The 22,105-nt window shown below is 63.0% G+C and carries 15 protein-coding genes; 9 read left to right on the top strand and 6 right to left on the bottom strand.

Annotation, left to right across the window (positions count from 1 at the left end; all coding sequences use genetic code 11):
- Positions 1 to 128: 128 nt before the first annotated feature.
- The 4 genes from HWX25_RS30340 to uvrA all read left to right on the top strand — a co-directional run bounded on the left by HWX25_RS30340 (position 129) and on the right by uvrA (position 10,064).
- The gene (locus HWX25_RS30340) at positions 129 to 1,043 is read left to right on the top strand and encodes a LysR substrate-binding domain-containing protein (protein ID WP_175912205.1); all 915 of its coding nucleotides are present in this window, start codon (positions 129 to 131) and stop codon (positions 1,041 to 1,043) included.
- A 182-nt stretch (positions 1,044 to 1,225) separates the two neighbouring features.
- Complete coding sequence (locus HWX25_RS30335) at positions 1,226 to 2,500, top strand: dicarboxylate/amino acid:cation symporter (protein WP_175912203.1); 1,275 nt, start codon at positions 1,226 to 1,228, stop codon at positions 2,498 to 2,500.
- A complete protein-coding gene (locus HWX25_RS30330; protein ID WP_175912201.1) occupies positions 2,497 to 3,957 on the top strand; it encodes an amino acid racemase in 1,461 nt (486 codons plus the stop codon). The genes HWX25_RS30335 and HWX25_RS30330 overlap by 4 nt, the downstream gene beginning before the upstream one ends.
- 203 nt (positions 3,958 to 4,160) lie before the next feature.
- Complete coding sequence (gene uvrA / locus HWX25_RS30325) at positions 4,161 to 10,064, top strand: excinuclease ABC subunit UvrA (RefSeq protein WP_175912199.1); 5,904 nt, start codon at positions 4,161 to 4,163, stop codon at positions 10,062 to 10,064.
- Between the two features lie 86 nt (positions 10,065 to 10,150).
- On the opposite strand, the gene HWX25_RS30320 is transcribed toward uvrA, so the two are convergent.
- Positions 10,151 to 11,092: an amino acid ABC transporter substrate-binding protein gene (locus tag HWX25_RS30320; protein ID WP_175912197.1), complete on the bottom strand. Its 942-nt coding sequence runs from the start codon at positions 11,090 to 11,092 to the stop codon at positions 10,151 to 10,153.
- A gap of 13 nt (positions 11,093 to 11,105) precedes the next feature.
- Positions 11,106 to 12,413 carry a dicarboxylate/amino acid:cation symporter gene (locus tag HWX25_RS30315; protein WP_059814745.1) on the bottom strand — a complete coding sequence of 436 codons (1,308 nt, stop codon included), beginning with the start codon at positions 12,411 to 12,413 and terminating at the stop codon, positions 11,106 to 11,108.
- 611 nt (positions 12,414 to 13,024) lie between these two features.
- Between HWX25_RS30315 and HWX25_RS30310 the strand changes: the two genes are divergently transcribed.
- A complete protein-coding gene (locus HWX25_RS30310; protein ID WP_244135325.1) occupies positions 13,025 to 13,882 on the top strand; it encodes a CoA ester lyase in 858 nt (285 codons plus the stop codon).
- Between the two features lie 214 nt (positions 13,883 to 14,096).
- Here the strand turns inward: HWX25_RS30310 and HWX25_RS30305 are convergent, their stop codons facing one another.
- Positions 14,097 to 14,474: a hypothetical protein gene (locus tag HWX25_RS30305; RefSeq protein WP_175912195.1), complete on the bottom strand. Its 378-nt coding sequence runs from the start codon at positions 14,472 to 14,474 to the stop codon at positions 14,097 to 14,099.
- 94 nt (positions 14,475 to 14,568) lie between these two features.
- Positions 14,569 to 15,021 (bottom strand): pyridoxamine 5'-phosphate oxidase family protein, encoded by a 453-nt coding sequence (locus HWX25_RS30300; RefSeq protein WP_175912193.1) that lies wholly within the window; start codon positions 15,019 to 15,021, stop codon positions 14,569 to 14,571.
- Positions 15,022 to 15,311: 290 nt separating this feature from the next.
- Here HWX25_RS30300 and HWX25_RS30295 point away from each other — a divergent pair, with 290 nt between their 5' ends.
- Positions 15,312 to 16,403, top strand: coding sequence for a Tat pathway signal protein (locus HWX25_RS30295; RefSeq protein WP_175912191.1), 1,092 nt, complete (start codon positions 15,312 to 15,314; stop codon positions 16,401 to 16,403).
- A 246-nt stretch (positions 16,404 to 16,649) separates the two neighbouring features.
- On the opposite strand, the gene HWX25_RS30290 is transcribed toward HWX25_RS30295, so the two are convergent.
- The gene (locus HWX25_RS30290; protein WP_059690449.1) at positions 16,650 to 17,051 is read right to left on the bottom strand and encodes a hypothetical protein; all 402 of its coding nucleotides are present in this window, start codon (positions 17,049 to 17,051) and stop codon (positions 16,650 to 16,652) included.
- A 470-nt stretch (positions 17,052 to 17,521) separates the two neighbouring features.
- On the opposite strand from HWX25_RS30290, the gene HWX25_RS30285 reads away from it, so the two are divergent.
- Genes HWX25_RS30285 through HWX25_RS30275 form a run of 3 tightly spaced genes read left to right on the top strand, consistent with a single transcriptional unit; the run spans position 17,522 to position 19,394 of the window.
- Complete coding sequence (locus HWX25_RS30285; RefSeq protein WP_175912189.1) at positions 17,522 to 18,310, top strand: hypothetical protein; 789 nt, start codon at positions 17,522 to 17,524, stop codon at positions 18,308 to 18,310.
- Entirely contained in the window at positions 18,297 to 18,791 is a 495-nt protein-coding gene (locus HWX25_RS30280) for a hypothetical protein (RefSeq protein ID WP_175912188.1), read from the top strand. The genes HWX25_RS30285 and HWX25_RS30280 overlap by 14 nt, the downstream gene beginning before the upstream one ends.
- Positions 18,792 to 18,812: 21 nt before the next feature.
- Positions 18,813 to 19,394: a HAMP domain-containing histidine kinase gene (locus tag HWX25_RS30275; protein WP_175912185.1), complete on the top strand. Its 582-nt coding sequence runs from the start codon at positions 18,813 to 18,815 to the stop codon at positions 19,392 to 19,394.
- Between the two features lie 591 nt (positions 19,395 to 19,985).
- Here the strand turns inward: HWX25_RS30275 and HWX25_RS30270 are convergent.
- Complete coding sequence (locus HWX25_RS30270) at positions 19,986 to 21,935, bottom strand: hypothetical protein (protein WP_175912183.1); 1,950 nt, start codon at positions 21,933 to 21,935, stop codon at positions 19,986 to 19,988.
- Positions 21,936 to 22,105: the final 170 nt, after the last annotated feature.

Raw genomic sequence — 22,105 nt, 5'->3', positions numbered from 1 at the left:
GAAATGGGCCGAGGAGGCAGGAACCGCTGCCGAATCGAGCACATACAATGGAGGCGTCCGTCGGCACGCGCTTCGCCATCACGTCGGTGGCGAGCAAACCGCTCCACCCGCGACTCTCCAAGGCCACCATGGAAATCAAATGGATCGAGGATTTCCTCGCGCTCGCGCAATACCAAAGCTTTTCCCGCGCGGCTGAATTCCGCAACGTCACGCAATCGGGCTTCAGCCGCCGCATCCAGTCGCTCGAGCAATGGATCGGCGCCGAACTGATCGACCGCAGCAGCTTTCCGCCGGTGCTGACGCCGGCGGGGCGCCTGTTTCGCGAAACGGCCGAGGACGTGCTCAGCCGCCTTTACGACACGCGCGCCATCATCCGCACTGAGCAGCGGATCGGCGGCAAGAGCCTGCAGATCGCCGCGGGCCATACGATCGCGCTGAGTTTCCTGCCGGCCTGGCTCAAGGCGCTCGCCCCGCATTTCGGCGAAGTGCGGGCGCGCGTCATTCCGACCAATGTCCACGACTCGATCCTGATGCTCGTCAACGGCAACTGCGAGTTGATGTTCGCGTACCACCATCCCGAGCTTCCGCTCCATCTCGATCCGGCGAAGTACGAGCACCTGACCGTCGGCATCGACACGTTGATGCCGGCGTGCCGGCCGAACCGGCGATCGGCGCCGGCGTTCCGGCTTCCCGGCACGAAGCAGAATCCGCTGCCGCTGATTTCCTATACGGAAACCAGCTATTTCGGCCGGTGTCTCGCGCTGCTGCTCGGCCGTGCGCCGGACGCGCCGGCCTTGCAGTTGCATTACGAATCCGACATGGCCGAGGTACTGAAGAAGCTCGTGATGGAGGGCGAGGGCGTCGCGTGGCTGCCCCGCAGCGCGATCGCCGCCGAACTGGCGGTCGGCGACCTCGTGCCGGCAGGCCCGGCGGTGTGGAACCTGGAAATCGAACTGCGCGTGTATCGCGACGTGTCCAATCGCAGCGAATTCCTCGACACGCTCTGGCAGCACCTGCGCGCGGCGCCTTCCCGCCTCGGCTGAGCAGGGTTTTCCCGCCTTATGCGGGACTCGCATACCGCCATGTTGCACCGGCATCACGTTTTTTTCGACCGTCCCTACCATTCGTTCCAACGGCACATGTGACGCGTGATCCGCGTCGCACGGCCTTCTTCGCAGCGCTCGCCGCATTGCCACGGCCGGGTGCCATCCCAGGACGAATGGACATGAAAAATCGCCTTACCTTCAGCATCGCAGTCGGCATGATCCTCGGCGTCGTCGCCGGCTATGCGTGTCACGCCAATATCGCGGACCCGGCCACGCTCAAGACGATCGCCGGCTATTTCTCGATCGTCACCGACATCTTCCTGCGCCTGATCAAGATGATCATCGCGCCGCTGGTGTTCGTGACGCTCGTGTCCGGCCTCGCCGGCATGGACAGCGGCGAAGACGTCGGCCGCATCGGCCTGCGCTCGATCGGGTGGTTCGTCTGCGCGTCGCTGATTTCGTTGAGCCTCGGCCTCGTCATGGCCAATGCGCTGCAGCCTGGCGCCGGCCTGAACCTCACGGCGGGCGCGGGCGAGGTCGGCACCGGGCTGAACACCGCCGCACTGAACGCCCGGGACGTGATCACGCATGCGTTCCCGACCAGCCTGCTCGACGCGATGGCGCGCAACGACATCCTGCAGATCCTGGTGTTCTCGGTCTTCCTCGGCATCGCGCTGAGTGCGCTGAAGCACGACAAGCGGGTCGGCGTCGTGATCCGGTCGATCGACGGGATGGTGCCGGTGATGCTGCGCCTGACGAACTACGTGATGCGCGCGGCGCCGCTCGGCGTGTTCGGCGCGATCGCGTCGTCGGTCACGCTGCGCGGGCTCGATGTGATCTACACGTATGGGAAGCTGATCGGCGCGTTCTATCTCGGCCTGCTCGTCCTGTGGGCGATCCTGATCGGCGTCGGCTACGCGTTTCTCGGACGGCGCGTCGGGAGCCTGCTGAAGGCCGTGCGCGAACCCGCGCTGATCGCGTTCTCAACCGCCAGCAGCGAGGCCGCCTATCCGCGCCTGACCGAGCAGCTCGAACGGTTCGGCGTCGACAAGAAGGTGGTGGGCTTCACGCTGCCGCTCGGTTACGCGTTCAACCTCGACGGCTCGATGATGTATCAGGCGTTTGCCGCCATCTTCATCGCGCAGGCGTTCGGCGTGCACATGCCGCTGTCGGAGCAGGTGTTCATGTTGCTGGTGCTGATGTTGAGCAGCAAGGGGATGGCGAGCGTGCCGCGCGGCTCGGTGGTCGTGGTCGCGGCGGTCGCGCCGATGTTCCATCTGCCGGTGGCCGGCGTCGCGATGGTTCTCGCGATCGACCAGATCCTCGACATGGGCCGCACGATGACGAACGTGATCGGCAACAGCGTCGCGACGGCGGTGATCGCGAAGTGGGAGAGCCGGCGGTCCGCGAAATCGCAAGACGCCGTATTCGAGCAGCCGGAGCTGAACGCATGATGGACGCGGATATCGTGAATGCACGGCGGAAATTCGGCGTCGTCGGCGGTCTCGGGCCGCTGGGGAGCGCCGACGTGTTCTTCAAGATGGTGAAGGCGACGCCTGCGTCGTCCGACGAGGAGCACGCCGAAATGATTTTCGAGCAATACCCGTTCAAGGGCTCGGGATCGGGCAGCGCGGCGACGATCGAACGCAAGCTGTACGTGTTCGACATGATTCGCGCGTTCGAGAAGCGCGGCGTGACGACGGTCGTGCTGCCGTGCTTCCTGAGTCATACGTTCATCGACGAGCTGAAGGCGAATACGCGCCTGCCGATCGTGGATATCGTCGAGGCCGTGCGTAGCCACGTGCGGCGCAAGTATCCCGACGCGACGCGCATCGGCGTGCTGGCGTCCGACTACGTGCGGGACAAGCGACTCTTCGACGCGTATTTCCCGTCGCCTCGGTTCGAAATCGTGCATCCGCGGATGCACGAAGGGATCGACCTCGTGACCGAAGCCATCTACGGCGCCGACGGCATCAAGCGCGGCAATCTTCGCGGCCGGCCGGTCGAGCTGTTGCGCCGCGCGTGCGCGGATCTCGCCGATCAGGGCGTGCAGGTCATCGTTCCCGGCCTGACCGAGATCGCGCTGGTCGCGGATGAAATCGGTCCGCAGCGCGTGCCGCTCGTGGATTCGAACCTGGCGTATGCGCAGTACGCGGTGACCGGGCAGTCGGGGGCGCGCGCGGCGACGTTCAAGATCGGCGTGGTCGGCGGCGTCGGGCCGGCCGCGACGGTCGATTTCCTGGACAAGATCGTGCGCAACACGCCGGCGGCGCGCGATCAGGAGCACGTCAAGCTGCTGGTCGAACAGAATCCGCAGATTCCCGATCGCACCGAGAACCTGGTGGGCACCGGCGCGGACCCGACGATCTCGTTGTACGCGACCTGCAAGAAGCTCGAGGACGGCGATGCCGACCTCATCGCGATTCCGTGCAACACCGCGCATGCATTCGTCGAGCGGATTCAGCCGTACCTCGGCATTCCGATCGTCAACATGCTGACGGTCACGGTTGCTCACCTGCGCGACACGTATCCGGCGCTGAAGGAGGTCGGCGTGCTCGCGACGACCGGCACGATCGAAAGCGGCGTCTACGAGAAGGCGCTGGCGTCGCAAGGGCTCCGGCAAGTCGCGCCGAAGCCCGCGTTGCAGGCGCGCGTGATGGAAGCGATTTACGGGAGGCAGGGCGTCAAGGCCGGCTTCACGACCGGGGAGTGCCGGGAAGATATCGGTGCCGCCGTCGAGGCGCTGATGGCCGAGGGCGTGAGGGTGATCGTGCTCGGCTGCACCGAACTGCCGATTCTGCTTCCGGGCGGTGAATATGTCGCGCGGAACGGGTGTCGGGCGACGCTCGTCGACCCGACCGACGTGCTCGCCCGCACGTGCGTCGCCCATGCGACGGCGGGTGGCGGCTGAAGCGCATCGAGCCCGTGGCCGACACCGACGGATCGTGTTGCCCCGCCTGCTCGTGGAAAACTGTATGAATATACAGTATAGTATCCGGCGAACTCGAGCGGCGCGGGCATGACCCGTGCGGCACGTGCGCCGCGCCTGCGGGCATCCGCCGCAGCGTTCCGGCACCGTGAATTCCGGCTAACTCACTCAGACGGGCAGGCAAATTGTCATCCAGCAATCTGATCCGCATTCGCGGAGCACGTCAGCACAACCTCAAGAACCTCGATCTCGACCTGCGCACCGGCGAAATGACGGTCGTCACCGGGCCGTCGGGCTCAGGCAAGTCGAGCCTCGTGTTCGACACGCTGTACGCGGAAGGCCAGCGGCGCTACGTCGAGACGTTCAGCGCGTATGCGCGGCAGTTCCTCGACCGGATGGACCGCCCGCAGGTCGAGCGCGTCGACGGCGTGCCGCCCGCGATCGCGATCGACCAGACCAACCCGGTCCGCAGTTCGCGCTCGACCGTCGGCACGATGACGGAGCTCAACGATCACCTGAAGCTGCTGTACGCGCGCGCGGCCGAGCTGTTCGACCGCCAGACCGCGCGGCAGGTGCGGCACGACACGCCCGAGACGATCTACGCGGAACTCGTCGAGCGCTCGCGCGCCGACGATCCGCGCGTCGTCGTCACGTTCCCGGTCGAGCTGCCGGAAAGCGCGTCCGAGGATGAAGTCGCGCAGTGGCTGTCCGCGAGCGGCTACACGCGCGTGCAGGCGCAGCGCGAAGTCGCGTCGCCCACGGGCCCGCGCAAGCTGCTCGACGTGGTGGCCGACCGTTTCCGCGTGCAGCAGGCCGACAAGGTGCGCGTGGTCGAGGCGATCGAGGCGTCGCTGAAGCGCGGCGGCGGCCGCGTGAACGTCTACGTGCTCGCGCCGGAAGCGGAAAACGCGCTTGCTGCGCCCGTTGAGCCGCAGGTGTGGCGTTTCTCCACCGGGCTGCACGACCCCGACAGCGACCTGCGCTACGCGGAGCCGCAAGCGGCGCTGTTCTCGTTCAACTCGGCATACGGCGCATGCGAGACCTGCCGCGGCTTCGGCCGCGTGATCGGCGTCGATCTCGGCCTGGTGATTCCCGACGCGCGCAAGACGCTGCGCGGCGGCGCGATCAAGCCGATGCAGACGCCCGCATGGAAGGAGTGCCAGGACGACCTGATGCGCTACGCGGCGAAGGCGGACATCCGCCGCGATACGCCGTGGTCCGACCTGACCGACGCCGAGCGCGACTGGGTGATCAACGGCTCGCCGGACTGGAACGGCAAGTGGCAGAGCCAGTGGTACGGCGTGAAACGCTTCTTCGGCTATCTCGAATCGAAAGCGTACAAGATGCATATCCGCGTGCTGCTGTCGAAGTACCGCAGCTACACGCCGTGCGAGGTCTGCGGCGGCGCGCGCCTGAAGACCGAATCGCTGCAGTGGCGGCTCGGCTCGAAGGCGAACGCCGATACGGTGCTCGCGCCCGCGAATCGCTTCATGCCGCGCGGCGTCGACTGGACGCGCGCACAGCTCGAGGCGCTGCCGGGCCTGACGGTGCATGACCTGATGCTGCTGCCGATCGAGCGCATTCGCCGCTTCTTCGACGAGATCACGCTGCCGAGCGCGCTGCTCGACGATGCCCTGAAGCTGCTGCTCGCCGAGGTGCGCACGCGCCTCAAATACCTGTGCGACGTGGGGCTCGGCTACCTGACGCTCGACCGGCAAAGCCGCACGCTGTCGGGCGGCGAGGTGCAGCGGATCAACCTGACCACGGCGCTCGGCACGTCGCTGACCAAAACGCTGTTCGTGCTCGACGAGCCGAGCATCGGCCTGCATCCGCGCGACCTCACGCGGATCGTCGAGGCGATGCAGCGGCTGCGCGACGCGGGCAATACGCTGGTGGTCGTCGAGCACGATCCGTCGGTGATGCTCGCGGCCGACCGGTTGATCGACATGGGTCCGGGCCCCGGCGAGCGCGGCGGCACGATCGTCTACGACGGCACGCCGGGCGACATCCGTTCCGCGCACACGCTGACGGGCGAGTATCTCGGCGGCCGCAAGCACGTCGCGCATGCGTCGAACTGGGCGCGCCGCCCGGTGGACGCGAACACGCCGCGCATCGTGCTCGAAGGCGCGACCGAGCACAACCTGCGCGACGTGACGGTCGAGATTCCGCTGCAGCGGCTCGTGTGCGTGACGGGCGTGTCGGGTTCCGGCAAGTCGACGCTGCTGCAGGACGTGCTCTATCCGGCGATGGCGCGCCACCACGGCAAGGCGACCGAGTCGCCTGGCGCGTTCCGCAATCTCACGGGTGCCGACCAGGTCGGCGACGTCGTGTTCGTCGATCAATCGCCGATCGGCAAGACCACGCGTTCGAACCCGGCCAGCTACGTCGGCGCGTTCGACGAGATCCGCAAGCTGTTCGCGAAGGCGCCGCTCGCGCTGCAACGCGGCTACGGCGCCGGCACGTTCAGCTTCAACTCGGGCGACGGCCGTTGCCCGACCTGCGGCGGCTCGGGCTTCGAGCACATCGAGATGCAGTTCCTGAGCGACGTCTATCTGCGCTGCCCGGATTGCGACGGCAGCCGCTACCGCGCCGAGATTCTCGAAGTGCGCATCGAGCGCGACGGCCGCGCGCTGAACATCGCCGACGTGCTCGACCTGACCGTCAGCGAAGCGGCGGCGTTCTTCGCGACCGATGCCGAGGTGCTGCGCGTGCTGCAACCGATCGTCGACGTCGGCCTCGAATACGTGAAGCTCGGCCAGCCGGTGCCGACGCTGTCCGGCGGCGAAGCGCAGCGGCTGAAGCTGGCCGGCTTCCTCGCCGAATCGGCGGCCGCCGCGGGCGGGCGCCGGGTCGCGAGCGAGGAGGCGCGCATCGCGCGTGCGAAGCTGTTCATGTTTGACGAACCGACGACCGGGCTGCACTTCGACGACATCGCGAAGCTGATGCAGGCGTTCGGCAAGCTGCTCGCGGCCGGCCATTCGCTGATCGTGATCGAGCACAACCTCGACGTGATCCGCGCGGCCGACTGGCTGATCGATCTCGGTCCGGAGGGCGGCGACGGCGGCGGCCTCGTGCTGTGCGCGGGCACGCCCGACGACGTGAAGGCATGCGCGCAATCGCATACCGGCGTCGCGCTGCTGCAGTACGACCGCGCGATGGACGGCGAAACCGCGCTCGCCGACGAAGGCGTACCGCTGCAGGCCGTGCTGAACGCCGCCCGCGAGCGGCGCGCGATCGAGGGCGAGGACGTCGTGCGGATCGTCAATGCGCGCGAGCACAATCTGAAGGCGCTCGACGTCGACATCCCGCACGGCAAGTTCAACGTGATCACCGGCGTGTCGGGTTCCGGCAAGTCGACGCTCGCGTTCGACATCCTGTTCCACGAAGGCCAGCGCCGCTACCTCGAATCGCTGAACGCGTATGCGCGCTCGATCGTGCAGCCGGCCGGGCGGCCGGAGGTCGACGCCGTGTACGGCATTCCGCCGACGGTGGCGATCGAGCAGCGGCTGTCGCGCGGCGGCCGCAAGAGCACGGTCGCGACCACGTCCGAAGTCTGGCACTTCCTGCGGCTGCTGTACGTGAAGCTCGGCCTGCAGCATTGCATCCACGACGGCACGCCCGTCACGTCGCAAACCGTCGAATCGATCGCCGCGCAGTTGCTGCGCGACCATCGCGGCGAGCACGTCGGGCTGCTCGCGCCGCTCGTCGTCAACCGCAAGGGTGTGTATACCGATCTCGCGAAGTGGGCGAAGGCGCGCGGCAGCACGCATCTGCGCGTCGACGGCGAGTTCGTGACGGTCGATCCGTGGCCGAAGCTCGACCGCTTCCGCGAGCACACGATCGAATTGCCGGTGGCCGACATCGTCGTGTCGCCAGACAACGAGGCCGAGTTGCGGCGCGTGCTCGACGAGACGCTCGAGCTCGGCAAGGGCGTGATGCACCTGCTCGCGCCGCTCGACGGGCTGCACCACGCGATGCAGAACGATCGCTCAACCGCGCGCGTCGGCGAGATCAAGGTGCTGTCGGTCAAGCGCGCGTGCCCGGTGTGCGGCACGAGCTACCCGGAACTCGATCCGCGGATGTTCTCGTACAACAGCAAGCACGGCTGGTGCACGACCTGCGTCGGCACGGGCGTCACGCTCACGCGCGAACAGCGCGCCGCGTATGACGACACGGTGCTCGCCGGGGACGATCGCGGCCGCGAGCAGACTCTGCCGTCGGACGAGCAGGAACCGGAAGGCGTCGGCAACGAGCCGTGCCCGGATTGCAGCGGCACGCGCCTGAACCCGTCCGCGCGTGCGGTCACGTTCGATGCGCATCCGATCGTCGAGGTCGCGCAGTGGACGGTGTCCGATACGCGCCGCTGGATCGACGCGCTGGAGCTGACGGGGCGCGACGCGCAGATCGCGCGCGACATCGTCAGCGAGATCGGCAGCCGCCTCGCGTTTCTCGAGGAAGTCGGGCTCGGCTACCTGAGCCTCGATCGCGCGGCGCCGAGCCTGTCGGGCGGCGAAGCGCAGCGCATCCGGCTTGCGGCGCAGCTCGGCAGCAACCTGCAAGGCGTGTGCTACGTGCTCGACGAGCCGACGATCGGCCTGCATCCGCGCGACAACCAGATCCTGCTGGATGCACTGCGCAAGCTCGGCGACAAGGGCAACACGCTCGTCGTCGTCGAGCACGACGAGGACACGATTCGCCGCGCCGATCACATCATCGACGTGGGCCCGGGCGCCGGCAAGCGCGGCGGCACGCTGGTCGCCGAGGGCGCGGTCGCCGATCTGGCCGCGCGGCCGGACTCGGTGACGGGGCGCCTGCTCGCGCATCCGATGACGCACCCGCTGCAACCTCGCCGCGCGGTGAGCCTGCCGGGCAAGCAGGGCGCGCCGGCGGTGCCGGAGGGCTGGCTGACCGTGCACGGCGCGACGCTGCACAACCTGCGCGACGTCACCGTCGGCATTCCGCTCGCGCGGCTCGTCGCGGTGACGGGCGTCAGCGGTTCGGGCAAGTCGACGCTCGCGCGCGACGTGCTGATGACGAACCTGCTCGATGCGGTGGGCCGCTCGGTGCTGTCGTCGCCGGCCACGCGGCGCGCACGCAAGGCCGCGCAGCAGGATGCGCCGGCCGCGAACCGCCGCTCGAGCGTGCTCGCGCGCAGCGCGCCGCGGCCGTCGCTGAACGTCACGCATGCGTGGCAGGGCTGCGAGTCGCTGAGCGGCTGGGAACGGATCGACCGCGTGCTCGAAGTCGACCAGACGCCGATCGGCAAGACGCCGCGCTCGTGCCCGGCCACCTACATTGGCGTGTGGGACACGATCCGCAAGCTGTTCGCCGATACGCTGGAAGCGCGTGCGCGCGGCTACACGGCGTCGCGTTTCTCGTTCAACACCGGCGACGGGCGGTGCCCGGCCTGCGAAGGGCAAGGCGTGCGCACGATCGGAATGAGCTTCCTGCCCGACGTGAAGGTGCCGTGCGACGTGTGCCACGGGCAGCGCTTCAATCCGGAGACGCTCGCGGTCACGTGGCGCGGCCGGAACATCGGCGACGTGCTGACGATGGAAATCGACGAAGCCGTGGAGTTCTTCGCGCCGATTTCCAACATCGCGCATCCGCTGCAGCTGATGAAGGACGTCGGTCTCGGCTACCTGACGCTCGGCCAGCCGTCGCCGACGCTGTCCGGCGGCGAGGCGCAGCGCATCAAGCTCGTCACCGAGCTCACGAAGGTGCGCGACGACATCACGCGGCGCGGCCAGAAGGCGCCGCATACGCTCTACGTGCTCGACGAGCCGACGGTCGGTCTGCACATGGCCGACGTCGCGAAGCTGATCCGCGTGCTGCACCGGCTGGTCGACGGCGGGCACAGCGTGGTCGTGATCGAGCACGACCTCGACGTGATCGCGGAAGCCGACTGGATCATCGATCTCGGCCCGGAAGGCGGCGTGGGCGGCGGCACGATCGTCGCGGCGGCGCCGCCCGAAGGGCTCGCGCAGGTGAGGGCGAGCCATACCGGGCACGCTCTGAAGCCCGTGCTGGCGCGAACGGCGACGGAAGACGGCGACGCGGCGCGACAGGGAGAAGCGCGGGTCGGTTGAACGCGGTGCTTCATGTGAACGGCCCCGGTGTCCGCTCAGACACCGGGGCCGCTTTTACATGCATCCGTGCGGTCAGCCGCGCAATCTCATTCGCCCTTGACGCCGATCGTCTCGATGATGGTCTCCAGTTGCGGGCTCATCGGCAGGTTGAGACTCATGCCCGACGGAAGCGGGCGCAGGAACCAGCGCTTGTACTGTCGCGTGATCTCGCCGTCGACGGCCAACTCCTCGAACGTGCTTTTCACGACCTGCGCGAGCTGCGGATCGTCCTTGCGGAACATGATTCCGTACGGGTCATATGACAGGAAATCGCCAACCACGTCGTACTTGCCGCCCTTGCTCGCGTTCTCGGCTATCAGGCCGTACAGCAGCACGTCGTCCGTCGCGAACGCGTCGGCTTGACCGTTCGCGACGAGCGCGAAGCCCTGCGCATGGTCCGGCACCACCTGCAGCTGGATCCCGAGCTTGAACCGCGCGTCCAGGTCGCGCAGCGCCTTCTCGTTGGTCGTGCCGGCGGTCACCGCGACCTTTTTGCCCGCGAGATCGCGGAACGAGCGGATCGGCGAGCCTCGCTTCACCATCACCTTCGTGCCGGCCACGAAGATGATCGGCGAGAACGCCACGCGCTTCTGGCGCTCCAGGTTGCTCGTCGTGGAGCCGCATTCCAGATCGACCGTGCCGTTGACCACCGCGTCGATGCGGTTGTCGGCCGTGACCGGCACCCAGCGGATCGTCAGGCTCTTGTTGACCGCATCCTCGATCGACGACACGAGCGCCTTGCAAAGCTCGATCGAATAACCGATCGGCTGGTTGCGCGCATTCAGGTACGAGAACGGGATCGACGCGTCGCGATAGCCGATCGCGATCGTGCCGCTGCTGCGCACCTTCGCGAGCGTGCCGGTCAGTTGAGCCGGCGCGAACGGCTCGACGCGCGGCGTCGTGGACGGCGCATCTTCCGCGCGCGCGGTCGCGCCCGCGGCAAGCAGGCCTGCGAGCGCGAGCGCACGCCAGAATCGCTGCATCTTCATCGCGGGGCCTCCGTCAGACATCCGCCGGATGCGCGATCGTCCCTTCCTGCTCCGCGTCGATGCGCGCCAGGTTGGCCTCGGCTTCCGCCTCCGACATGAGCTGGCCTTCCCACTTCGCGACCACGGCGCTGGCGATCGAATTGCCGACCGCGTTGGTGGCCGAGCGGCCCATGTCGAGGAACGTGTCGACGCCGAGGATCAGCAGCAGCCCGGCTTCGGGAAGCCCGAACTGGTGCAGCGTGGCGGCGATCACGACGAGCGACGCGCGCGGCACGCCGGCCATCCCCTTCGACGTCAGCATCAGGACCAGCAGCATCGTGATCTGCGTGCCGAGCGACAGGTGGATGTTGTACGCCTGCGCGATGAACAGCGCCGCGAAGGTGCAGTACATCATCGAGCCGTCGAGATTGAACGAATAGCCCATCGGCATCACGAAGCTCGAAATTCTGCGCCGGACGCCGAACCGGTCGAGCGCGTCGAGGATCTTCGGATACGCGGCTTCCGAGCTGGCCGTCGCGAACGACAGCATGAACGCTTCCCTGATCAGCACCAGCAGCTTGAATACGCGGCGGCCGAGGAACAGCAGCCCCGCACAGACGAGCAAGGTCCAGAGCAGGAACAGGCTCACGTAGAAATCGCCCATGAACACCGCGAACTTCAGCAGCACCGACAGCCCGTTGACCGCGACGGTCGCGGCCATCGCCGCCAGCACCGCGAGCGGCGCGAGCTTCATCACGTAGCCGGTGATCTTGAGCATCACGTGCGACAACTGGTCGATCGCGGCCACGAGGATCTTGCCGCGCTCACCGAGCGCGGCGAGCGCCACGCCGAAGAACATCGAGAACACGACGATCTGCAGGATCTCGTTGTTGCTCATCGCCTCGGCGAACGACCTCGGCACCATGTGGCCGACGAAATCCTTGAGCGTGAACTTGGACGTCGCGAGATTCGCCGATGCGCCGATGTCCGGCAGCGGCAGGCCGAGGTTGTCGCCGGGCCGCAGCAGGTTCGCCATGAACAGCCCGAGCAGCAGCGAGATCAGTGACGCGGTGATGAACCAGCCGATGGATTTCGCGAACACGCGCCCGACCGATGCCGCGTCGCCCATGTGCGCGATGCCGACGACCAGCGTGGAGAAGACGAGCGGCCCGATCACCATCTTGATCAGGCGCAGGAACACGTCGGAGATGAGCGAGATGTATCCGGCGATCTCGGTGGTGGCCTTTTTGTCAGGAAAGCTCGTGAAGATCATGTAGCCGATCAGGATGCCTGCCACCATCGCGATCAGGATCCAGACGGCTGCAGCGTTCTTTTTCTGCATCGTGAGCCTCCCATGCACCGGTTCCGCAACCGGGGATGGAAGGACAATACAGGACCCGAACGGCGATGAACAGTGCAACCGGGGGCGGGTTTGCGCTAGCGCGGTGTCGCGACCGATTGTCCGGCGACGATTGCGCCGGTGGCGCCGCGGTGCACGGGGCCGGCGCAACCGGGTATCCGATTTGTGCGGAGCAGCACACGGCTCGTCTGATGGCCGGTGAATCCTGACGGCGGTTTCGCGGTGGGCGGCGCGCTTCGCGCCGGCTTCAGGCTTCGGAGAAAGGCCGCGCGGTCCTCGAATCGCTGCGCGGGTGAATGCCGTCACTCATGCAGCGCACAACATTCGGAAGCAGGCGGGCGCAATGAAGAGGAGTGGCCGTGGAGGACTTCTTGCCGGCGCTCAAAAATGCGCGGCGCAATAGGTTCGGGCTATGACCGGCAGAGTTGATCGATAGTTGTCGCGTGACGGGTTTCCTCGTGTAATGGCCTCCGAAACCGGATGATGCCAACGACTCGACGGAGGAGCCGCCCGTGAAGATCGCAGAGTCAGTGGAACGAACGGTCGATGACGACGTGAAGGGCCGCGTAGGGTTGGATAACACGGGCGTCGACATCGCGGCGAAAGAGGCGGTGCGCGTGAATGCCCGGTCATACCTGTTCGTGCCGGGAAACAAGCCTGAACGGTTCGACAAGGCGCTCGCGAGCGGCGCCGATGCAGTCATCATCGATCTCGAGGATGCGGTCGAGCCGGACGCCAAAGTGGCCGCGCGCGAGGCGATAGCACAGTGGGTTTCACCCGGGCATCCGGTGCTCGTTCGAATCAACGCACGAAACACGCCGTGGTTCGAGGCAGATGCCGCGCTCGGCGCGTTGAACGGGGTGGCCGGTATCGTGCTGCCGAAGGCCGAGCGTGCGGATGATGTGTGCGCTGCCGTTGCGCTTGCGCGCCGGCGTGTGCCGGTCTATCCGCTGATCGAAAGAGCGCGTGGCATGTGGAATGCGCTTGAGGTCGCAAAGGCACCGCATGTCGAACGATTGTTGTTCGGCACGCTCGATTTCATCGTGGACATGGGTATGTCGGATGATGGCGTTTCGCTCAATCACTTTCGCTCGCAGCTGACGTTGATTTCGCGCGTCGCCGGGATCGAATCGCCGGTCGACGGGGTGACGCCGGATATTCATGACGGGGAACGGATCGAGCGCGACGCGTTGAACGGACGGCAACTGGGATTCGGCGGGAAGCTGTGCATTCATCCGAAGCAGATCAGATTCGTGCACACGTGCTTTCGACCGAGTGCGGATGAGGTGCGCTGGGCGCGCCGCGTGCTCGACGCGACGCGCGATGCGAACGGCGGCGTGGTGACGGTCGACGGGAAGATGGTCGATCGGCCCGTGTTGTTGCGTGCGACACGCATTGCGGAGCTGGCCGCGTCCGTCAGCTCGGCAGCGGAGGGGGCGGCCCGTGCATGACAAAGCGCGACCTTGCCGGCATCGGGACGAGATGCGACTCGTTCCCGGTGACATCGCACACGTTCATCGCCTGCCCACCGAAGCAGGTTCGTTCATCAGTTCGACAACCCAGTCGATGAACGAACCTATTGTGGAAATTCGGAGACGTTGCTCATGCGCGACGTCGGGCCTCGCATGTGCAAGCACGGCGTTCAAAACCACGCGGCAATCGCGTTCACCTGCTCGATTCGAATCGGTGACCGCTCGCCTGCAGAAATGGAAAGCCTGCAAAGCAAAGTTGGCTTGCGAGGCCGATCGCGCCGGGCACCGACCAAAAGCCGGCAAAGTACTCGAGCACGGTCCTTTTGAACAGGAGCCAGCTCGTGCACCACTCCGCAAACGTCAATATGGCCAGCGCGATCGCGCCCATCAGCAACGCCTCGTTGGTGTCGGTCAGCATGTCGTGTTTTTTCGCGCTCCAGCGCGACAGGTACCAACTCGCGGCAAGCATGAATGGCGCTTCGAGCGATACCGCTGCCGCCTCTCCCAGGAGCCGCACCAGCAGCAGGACACGAATCGCGCCGAAGGCGAAGCCGATCACAAAAACGGTCAATGCATAAACGCAGCCCGCTTTGGCGCAGGTTGCCCACCTGGGGCTACGATGCGAGCGCCGCGTCACGGAGTTTCACGTGTTGGATAGGGAGGTACTAGCAAGTGAAAAGATCGGTGTGCCCGAAGCCCTGCGAGTAATCGAGCACCGAAATGACTGTCGGAATCACGCGAAATATCCGGACTTCGTCAGGAGACGGCATCGGCATCGGCGGCGTCTGCATATCCGGATACTTCAGTGGAAGCATGCGCAAGACCTTCTCTGCTTCGGCACGATCGGTCACGGGTTGTGCGTGCGCCGCCATCGACAAGCCGGTAATCGCCATCAGATCTGACGTGTCGTGATCGATCGTTAGCGATACGCGGTCGTCGCGGGCCAGATTGGCCGCCTTCTGGCTTTCCAGGCCGCAAAGAAAGTAAAGCGTCAGTCCCTGGCTCACGTAGCCTACGGTGGTCGCCTGCGGCCAGCCGTCCGGCCTCAGCGTGGCGATCGTCATGATCCGATGCTGGTCCAGCAATGACAGGATCTTTTGCTTGATCTGCGCGTCCATGGATCACCTTCCCGTTCGTGAAATCCAATCCTGTACCACCGTGTCATCCGGCGCTTGATGCAAATCAAATGCCGAAGATGAGCAACTTCGAGACGCACGGCGCGCAAGAGCGACCGGCCCGCCTGCACGACCCGCTTCGCAAGACTCGACTCAAGCCGACCGCAATTGACTGAAATCAACAGCGCCGGCATTTGCCTGACATAGGTTGAGGCACGGGGGATTTTGGACTCGCGGTCCAAAGGGGGCATTGCGAATTTTCCGTTGCCCGCTGCAACGTACGGGAATCTGGCATGAACAGGCGAACTTTTTTCGTCGGCGCCGGCGGCGCCTTGTTGCTGGCAGGCGGCACGACAGCGTGGATGTCGTCCGTGGGGTCGATGGCCGACTACCACGCCTATGCAAAGCGCCTGCGTGCCGATCTGACAATGCCGCCGAACCTTGGCGGGCTCATCCGCCATGCGACACTTGCCGCCAACAGCCACAATACGCAGCCTTGGCGGTTTCATGTCGGCGACGGGTTCATCGACATTCTGCCGGATATCTCGCGCCGCACACCCGCTGTCGACCCGAACGACCATCATCTGTTCGTGAGCCTTGGATGCGCGGCGGAAAACCTCGCCATCTCGGCGGCGGCAACGGGCTGCCCGGGCGAGGTGCAGATGGTGCCCGGCGGAGACGGCGCGCGTTATGCATTCGTACACGGATCGACGAGGGCGAGTTCGCTCCATGCTGCAATTGCCAAACGACAGTCGACGCGCGCGGAATATGACAGGCATCCCGTTCCTGTCGTCGATCTCACATTCCTCGAGCAGGCTGCCGCCACGCCCGGCGTTCACTTGACCCTCATCACTGACCGAATGAGGATCGACAAGGTCAGAGATCTGGTTGTCGCGGCCAACGACGTTCAAATGGCGGATTCGGCTTTCATGAACGAACTGGAGCAATGGATCCGATTCAACCCACGCAGCGCCATGTCGTCGGGCGACGGCCTGTTCTCTGCTGCGAGCGGGAATCCCGTGCTGCCGAGCGCACTCGGCCGCTTCGCGTTCGAACGGTTCTTCAACGCCCGAACGGAGCGCGACAAATATGCACGCCAAATCGATTCGTCAGCGGGCATCGCCGTGTTTGTCGGCGATCGGGAAGACAACGAGCATTGGATCAGGGTCGGTCGGGCCTGTCAGCGCTTCGCGCTGACGGCGACAAACCTTGGAATCAAGGTTGCCTTCGTCAATCAGCCCGTCGAGGTCGCGCGCTTTCGTCCGCTTCTGGCAGGCATCGTCGGCGATACTGGCCGGCGCCGGCCGGATATCGTCATGCGCTTCGGCTATGGGCCGACCTTGCCGTTCTCGCCCCGCCGTCGCGTGGAGGCGGTGCTGGTTTGATGCCGCCGGTATTGCCGCGCTGTTGGCGTCGTGGAGCACGATGTGGGGAGGTGACTGTTTGACCTGGACAGTTGCCGTTAGCCGGATGGAACTCCGAACGTCAGGGAAGGGGCGAGTGTGGTCCGCTACGTCAGGCGACCTTCGGCGACGAACGGTCTTTCAAGTCGCTGCTTCGTCAGACATCTTTCAGTCCAGAGGCTCGCCGCCGCAAGCGGCCGCGGTGGGTTCGGAAAGTCAGCGGATCCGCTATCCGAAAACCCGAGCCCATACCGCCCGAAGGCGTCGCGCGCGATCTTCGAGCAGATATGAGGCCGCGAGCGTCAAGAGACCTGAAATTGCACCCGTCAGGATGTGCTCGACAAAGGGGATGCGGTAGTGACTCGTGTGTGAGTAGGCATCGCCCAACGTTGTCAGGACACCAACGATCAGCGCATTGCCGTATCGATGCGTGTAGAGCTTCGCCGCGGGCGTGAAAGTCAAAAGTACAGCCAGGAGTCCGGTGAACAGACCTGTATGAAATGCAATGGACCAGTGGGCAAGGCTCGTGATATTTCCCCAGCTTCCCGGCATGCAGGTCATGCACGCACTGGTCGGCTGCCAGAAACGCTGGATAAACAGTCTGACGCGGTGCTTCCACTCGGTTGACATGATGTATTCCCGCCGACGCTATCTTCACGGCCGACGCCACCACACGCATTGTTCAAGCGGTTTCCAAACCCTCCAACGAGCTTGCCGCCCTCGTCACGGATGGGTTGGCAGTGCGTCGCAGAGGCCGAGCAATAACTTGGACATTGGGGGAATACTACTCCACGATTAGACGGCCGCTGTCCCCGCCGAGACCGGAATTCAACTTTCGCGTCTATCGGTGCGGGCCCGTCCGTGATGCGCATCGAACGATGTGCTTCCTCGCGACGTCGACGTCCGGCATCGACCCGCTACCGCCACTCGCCCCGACGTCGCGCAAGGTCGGCTTCAGGCATATATCCGCCACTCCTTCCGCCCGTCCAAGCAGGAGAGTAATCAAAATTTGTGCAGTGTAGACCTTCTTGGAAGGTTCGCGTGGTGTTAGTATCGCGACCGTCACATGAACAACAACATGTATTAAAGGCGGGGTTATCTTGATTTCCAATATATTAAATAAAGTGATTGATTTCTTTGCGAGTGCGGGGTGGCTGGCCAACGCATTTAGCATTGGCGTGCCCTTGGCGATGTTTGGTATGGCGATTTTTGGTTGGATTAAGTTTTTTCGGAAAGAGGCGAATATCGATTCGCTTTTGTCGAAAGGATTTATTGCGGCGTGGTCTGCTGATAAAGTTGGTGGTTTAGCTCGGATCGCCATCGTTGACGATCAACTAAGCGATTTTCCTGTGAGTGAATTGCGAAAGGGTGGTTTTCAGATAAATACATTCAAACAAGTAAAGCTGTCTGATATTGATATCCTATCGGATTTTGATGTTGTTTTCCTTGATATGAAGGGCGTGGTTAAAGATGATCCTGAGTACGGAGGGCTGAAACTTATTGAGAGATTGCGAGGCTCGAACCCTTATCAGAAGATTTGCGCGGTATCTGGACAAACTTTCGATCCGACTGCGACGCGTTTCTTTAAGTTGGCAGATGACTATAAGAAGAAGCCGATGACGGCGCACGAGTGCAAAGACGTGATCGAACAGTTTGCTCGTGAGATTTTCGATGCCGGAAAGGCAGTAGAGCATGGCCGACTAGCGTTCAGCCGACTGAAGCGGAAGACAAGAATTAATGTTGTCGAAGCTGTGCGAAAGTTCGTTGCCTCAGGGAAAGGACGTGACGTTGACGCGTTGCGCAGCTCGGTGCTTGCGGAAGAGGTCAATGATCACGACTGCAGTGCAGTGTTGAAACTTGCCAGGATGATTGCACGTGAAGCTGATTAGTTTATTAAGCTCGGGGGCAGTTCAACTGCCTTGGCCCGCGATAGTGGACGGAGTCGCTGTCAGTGGTAGCCAACTTGATGAGTCGAGTATTTGCCGGCGGAAATGTGGTGAGGTGCGGCGATGCACGAGCGACGTTGTGCCAGGCGAGCGCGTGTGTGAGCACGGTCTGACTTACTTTGTGTGCTCGGTCGCGGACGAACGCATTACGGTTTATGGCGTTCGAGGCCCCAATAACAAGACGAAATTTAATCAATATCTCAAGGATGGTCTAAAGGGGCGCGCGGTTTCCCAGGCTGCTTTGGATTTCTGGTTGAATTCGCTGCGACGGCTTCGCACTCAGATCGAGGAAGATTTTTTGCAGCGTCAGGCGGAGATGTTGGACCCGTTGCATGACCCGATAAGACTGGTAAAACAAATTGGCACGATCGCCGAACGCTTAGTCAGACAGCAATCGAGCGGAGTAGGCGGGTTGGATCAGTAGCTTGATCAGGTTTCTCCAGAATTGAAGTCCTTGGTTAAATCATCAGATTTGCTGACGGATTCATTTGATTTGCTGTCAATATATTTTAACCCGGAGGCCGCCACTTACGGGAAGAGGCACCCGGTTAATGTGCATGGGTTACTCAAAAAGCTTGTTTCAATTTTTAGAATAGAAAATGGCGATGGAGGCGTAAGTGTTAGAATTTATTTGGAGGGTGAATGCTATAGAAATGCATTTGTGTACGACAGCTTCAAGCTTGTTCCTTTTGCGCTACTGTCAAATGCTGTTAAATACAGCATGAAAGGCTCGGTCGACGTTTCAATCTTGGACCACGGCTACGGTGTTGAGGTGTCGGTATGCACAGTTGGGCCGCTGATTGAGCCTGGTGAGATAGACGAGATTTTCAAAAAAAGAGGGCGCGGCAAATGGGCGAAGGAGTTGAAGGACGATCGTGGTGTTGGTTTGTTTTTGGCCGCAATTATTGCAACGGCGCACAACTTCCGCATAGATGTGAGCAGTAAAGCGACTGGGGAAAAGAAGGGGAAAATCCCGCTTGCGACCAATAAGTTCTCGTTCGTGCTGCCGTATCAAAACCTCGTTTGAGCCGCTTCGGCTTGGGCGCGATAGCGTTTTCTTGTGGCTCGTGGGCTCGTTCTCCGCTGCCCCACTGAGCTAATGACCTATTGCGCGGTGATGTAATTGCGACGACGAATGTCGGCTTGCGCGGGTGGACTGGCCGTTTGAGCGACTGTGGATCTTCACCGGCGAATGTCAGAAACTGTCCGAATCCGGAAGCTCGAAGTTGGTGGCCAGTCGCCCGCGCTGGCACCGGCGCCGAACTCCCACTGCCGACCCTCAAGAGACGTAGAACCCGGCGCTATCTGTACGACCGTGTTGAGCGGTACAACGGTCATCCCTCTATCTGCCGCGGCCACCACATCCCTAGCCGGGTGAGTAACTGCCAGAGCGGCGCCATCCACGGGGGCACTCGCTTAGTCGCATGCGATCGTTCGGTAAATTCCAAAATGCCTGCGTGAGCGACTCGGAGCCAGCAGAGCCGCCCCATTCTTGCTTCAGTTGATGGCCGCCCGCCAAAGGCGCGCAAGCTCATGAGCGGGACTGCGGGTATGTCCGTTGCCGGCTTTAACTCGGGCTCATCATCGCACGACGACGAGCCCAGGATTTCCGCGATGGCTACTTGTCGAGCAAGCGTGCATGCAAACTCTCAAGTATCGACCAGCAAGGAATCGGCATCTTCACGACCTGGGTTGCTTTGCCGCCTCGTTTCACCCACGAACTAGTGACAACCCGCGACGCCTTGCGATCGATCGTGTAGTCGGCCGTGTAGATATCGCTCAGCATGCTCACAATCAGCGTCCCGTCCACACACGGGCATAAGTTGGCGACCTCGGGCCGCTCGAACTGCTTGTCGAAATCGAGATAGATCCATGAAGGATGCGCAATCTTGCCTCTCCTGCATTTCAGCATCGAGGCGTGCGTTGCGCACGCAATACCGCTCTTTCCGAACAGCCAGACATAGTTTGCATCGACGTCGATTCCGTTGTAGCTCTTCCAGCCTTCTGGGCCTTCCACGGTGAACGGCTCAGCCTGTTCCGCCACATACAACCGATTGCTGTTGCGGATCCCGCCATATGTGAGCACCGAGTTCTGTTTGCGCTGGTTGTGGCCGGTCAGGGCGTCGCCGTCCGGGTCATCCGATAAAGCACTCGCAGGAACATACACGGAGCGAATTTCCGCCAGGTCGGCCCGATTAAGCTGGATGTTCAGCCGGGTGCTCTTCCCGTCTTTCCCGATCGTGTAGTAATTCACATAGCGTGCACGGCTCGTGTTCGTGTTCTCGACCGCAAGCGAAACGAGCGTCTTGGGGGGCGTGCTGTCTTCGACACCGAATGTGCCAACGTTGAACGCAAGCCCGCTGACGTCGAGGTATGCCTCCGGGTGACTCACGCCCTGGAAATCGTCGCCGATCACGGGACCTGTATCGGACAGGTTGCCACTAACAGAATCGAGAAGAAAGTGCGAAACGCGGGACGGATATTTCTCGACCGCCAGAAGTTCATATTTGGGAGTGAACGAGTCAACTTGGGTCTTGGGGGTATGGATGGAGAGGCTAACAAGCCAACCTGTGTTTCTTTTATAGTCCCACGGGAGGGGGGCGGCTTTGCCGTTGCCCCGGGCGACGTACAGCACGAGATCTTCCATCCAATGTCCAACGTGCACATAGAGTCCACGCTCACGTGCAACAGGCCGTACGGCCGTCACAATCCTAAGCATTTCCTTTCTATCCGCATCCCACGACTCGGGAAATGCGTTCACTAGCGCCCCTAGATCGAGCACAGCGTCATGGCACCGGGCTCTGACGCGATCGGAAAGGGGACTTGTCTTGTTCGACTCCTTGGTTGCCGCCAACACCGCTTCCAGTTTTCTTCGGCTGGGCACGCAACAGAGCATTGTGTTTGCCGTCAGCAACTGGATATAGGTCTGGCACCAGAGGCCGAGCACTTCGGGCCATCCATCCTTGCTCTGGTTCGACTCCTTCTCAAGATATCCCGCCACTTTCCAGTTCGAGAAAATCGGAGTGTCGAGCTTCTCCTGATCCCTCCCAAGCCCCCAACCGAGCCCCTTCAACGCCATCAAGAATGCGTCCACTTCGTCTTCGTTCGTGAGGGGCATGTCGAGAATTTCATTGATGCTTTTTTTTACTGTCTTCCGGAGATGATACTTGCACGTGCTACCCGACCGCGATGTCTCCGTGTATTCCGTTGCCAGGGTCAAACTCGTATCGCTGTCAATTTTCTCGATCTTGTAGGGTCTTGGCGGCGTATCGCAATCGAACGTGAGCCACTGGCCGATCTCGGTGGTCGTGCTGAAGTTCGTATCGGTGCCAACGACATCCTTTGAATTTCGCGTCAGAGACACTTTACCGGGGAGCGCGACAGCCGCCTCCCACTTATGCTCGCCATTGCATTTCGAACTCAACGACGATGCGTAGCTGCTAACGCCATGGCCGAACCCCTTGATGGACTCGATCTCCTCGTCGGTCTTGAGCTGATCCAGCATTTTCTGAATCTTGCTTTCGAGCGAGGGTTGTTGCGGTGCGAAGAAACTGAGAATCTGTGCCACAACCGAGAGCAGTGCACCGATAAATACGCCAACAGGCCCACTGGTTGTTTACGCCGACCGGAAATTGAGCCACTTGTAGGGATCGCGCCGACTGAAAACTGAGCCGGGCAATCAACCTATCCTGCTAGTTTTTCAGGCAGGGTGTTTGGGGATGATCCCGATGACCATGA

This window comes from Burkholderia sp. BCC1640 (assembly GCF_902833125.1).
Classification (GTDB): domain Bacteria; phylum Pseudomonadota; class Gammaproteobacteria; order Burkholderiales; family Burkholderiaceae; genus Burkholderia; species Burkholderia diffusa.
This window is presented reverse-complemented; position numbering and strand designations above follow the sequence as displayed.

What these genes read in the sequence shown, in the direction of transcription:
- HWX25_RS30340 (WP_175912205.1), top strand. Translation starts at nt 129, where the DNA reads ATGGAAATCAAATGGATCGAGGATTTCCTCGCGCTCGCGCAATACCAA.
- HWX25_RS30335 (WP_175912203.1), top strand. Translation starts at nt 1,226, where the DNA reads ATGAAAAATCGCCTTACCTTCAGCATCGCAGTCGGCATGATCCTCGGC.
- HWX25_RS30330 (WP_175912201.1), top strand. Translation starts at nt 2,497, where the DNA reads ATGATGGACGCGGATATCGTGAATGCACGGCGGAAATTCGGCGTCGTC.
- HWX25_RS30320 (WP_175912197.1), bottom strand. Translation starts at nt 11,092, where the DNA reads ATGAAGATGCAGCGATTCTGGCGTGCGCTCGCGCTCGCAGGCCTGCTT.
- HWX25_RS30315 (WP_059814745.1), bottom strand. Translation starts at nt 12,413, where the DNA reads ATGCAGAAAAAGAACGCTGCAGCCGTCTGGATCCTGATCGCGATGGTG.
- HWX25_RS30300 (WP_175912193.1), bottom strand. Translation starts at nt 15,021, where the DNA reads ATGGACGCGCAGATCAAGCAAAAGATCCTGTCATTGCTGGACCAGCAT.
- HWX25_RS30295 (WP_175912191.1), top strand. Translation starts at nt 15,312, where the DNA reads ATGAACAGGCGAACTTTTTTCGTCGGCGCCGGCGGCGCCTTGTTGCTG.
- HWX25_RS30290 (WP_059690449.1), bottom strand. Translation starts at nt 17,051, where the DNA reads ATGTCAACCGAGTGGAAGCACCGCGTCAGACTGTTTATCCAGCGTTTC.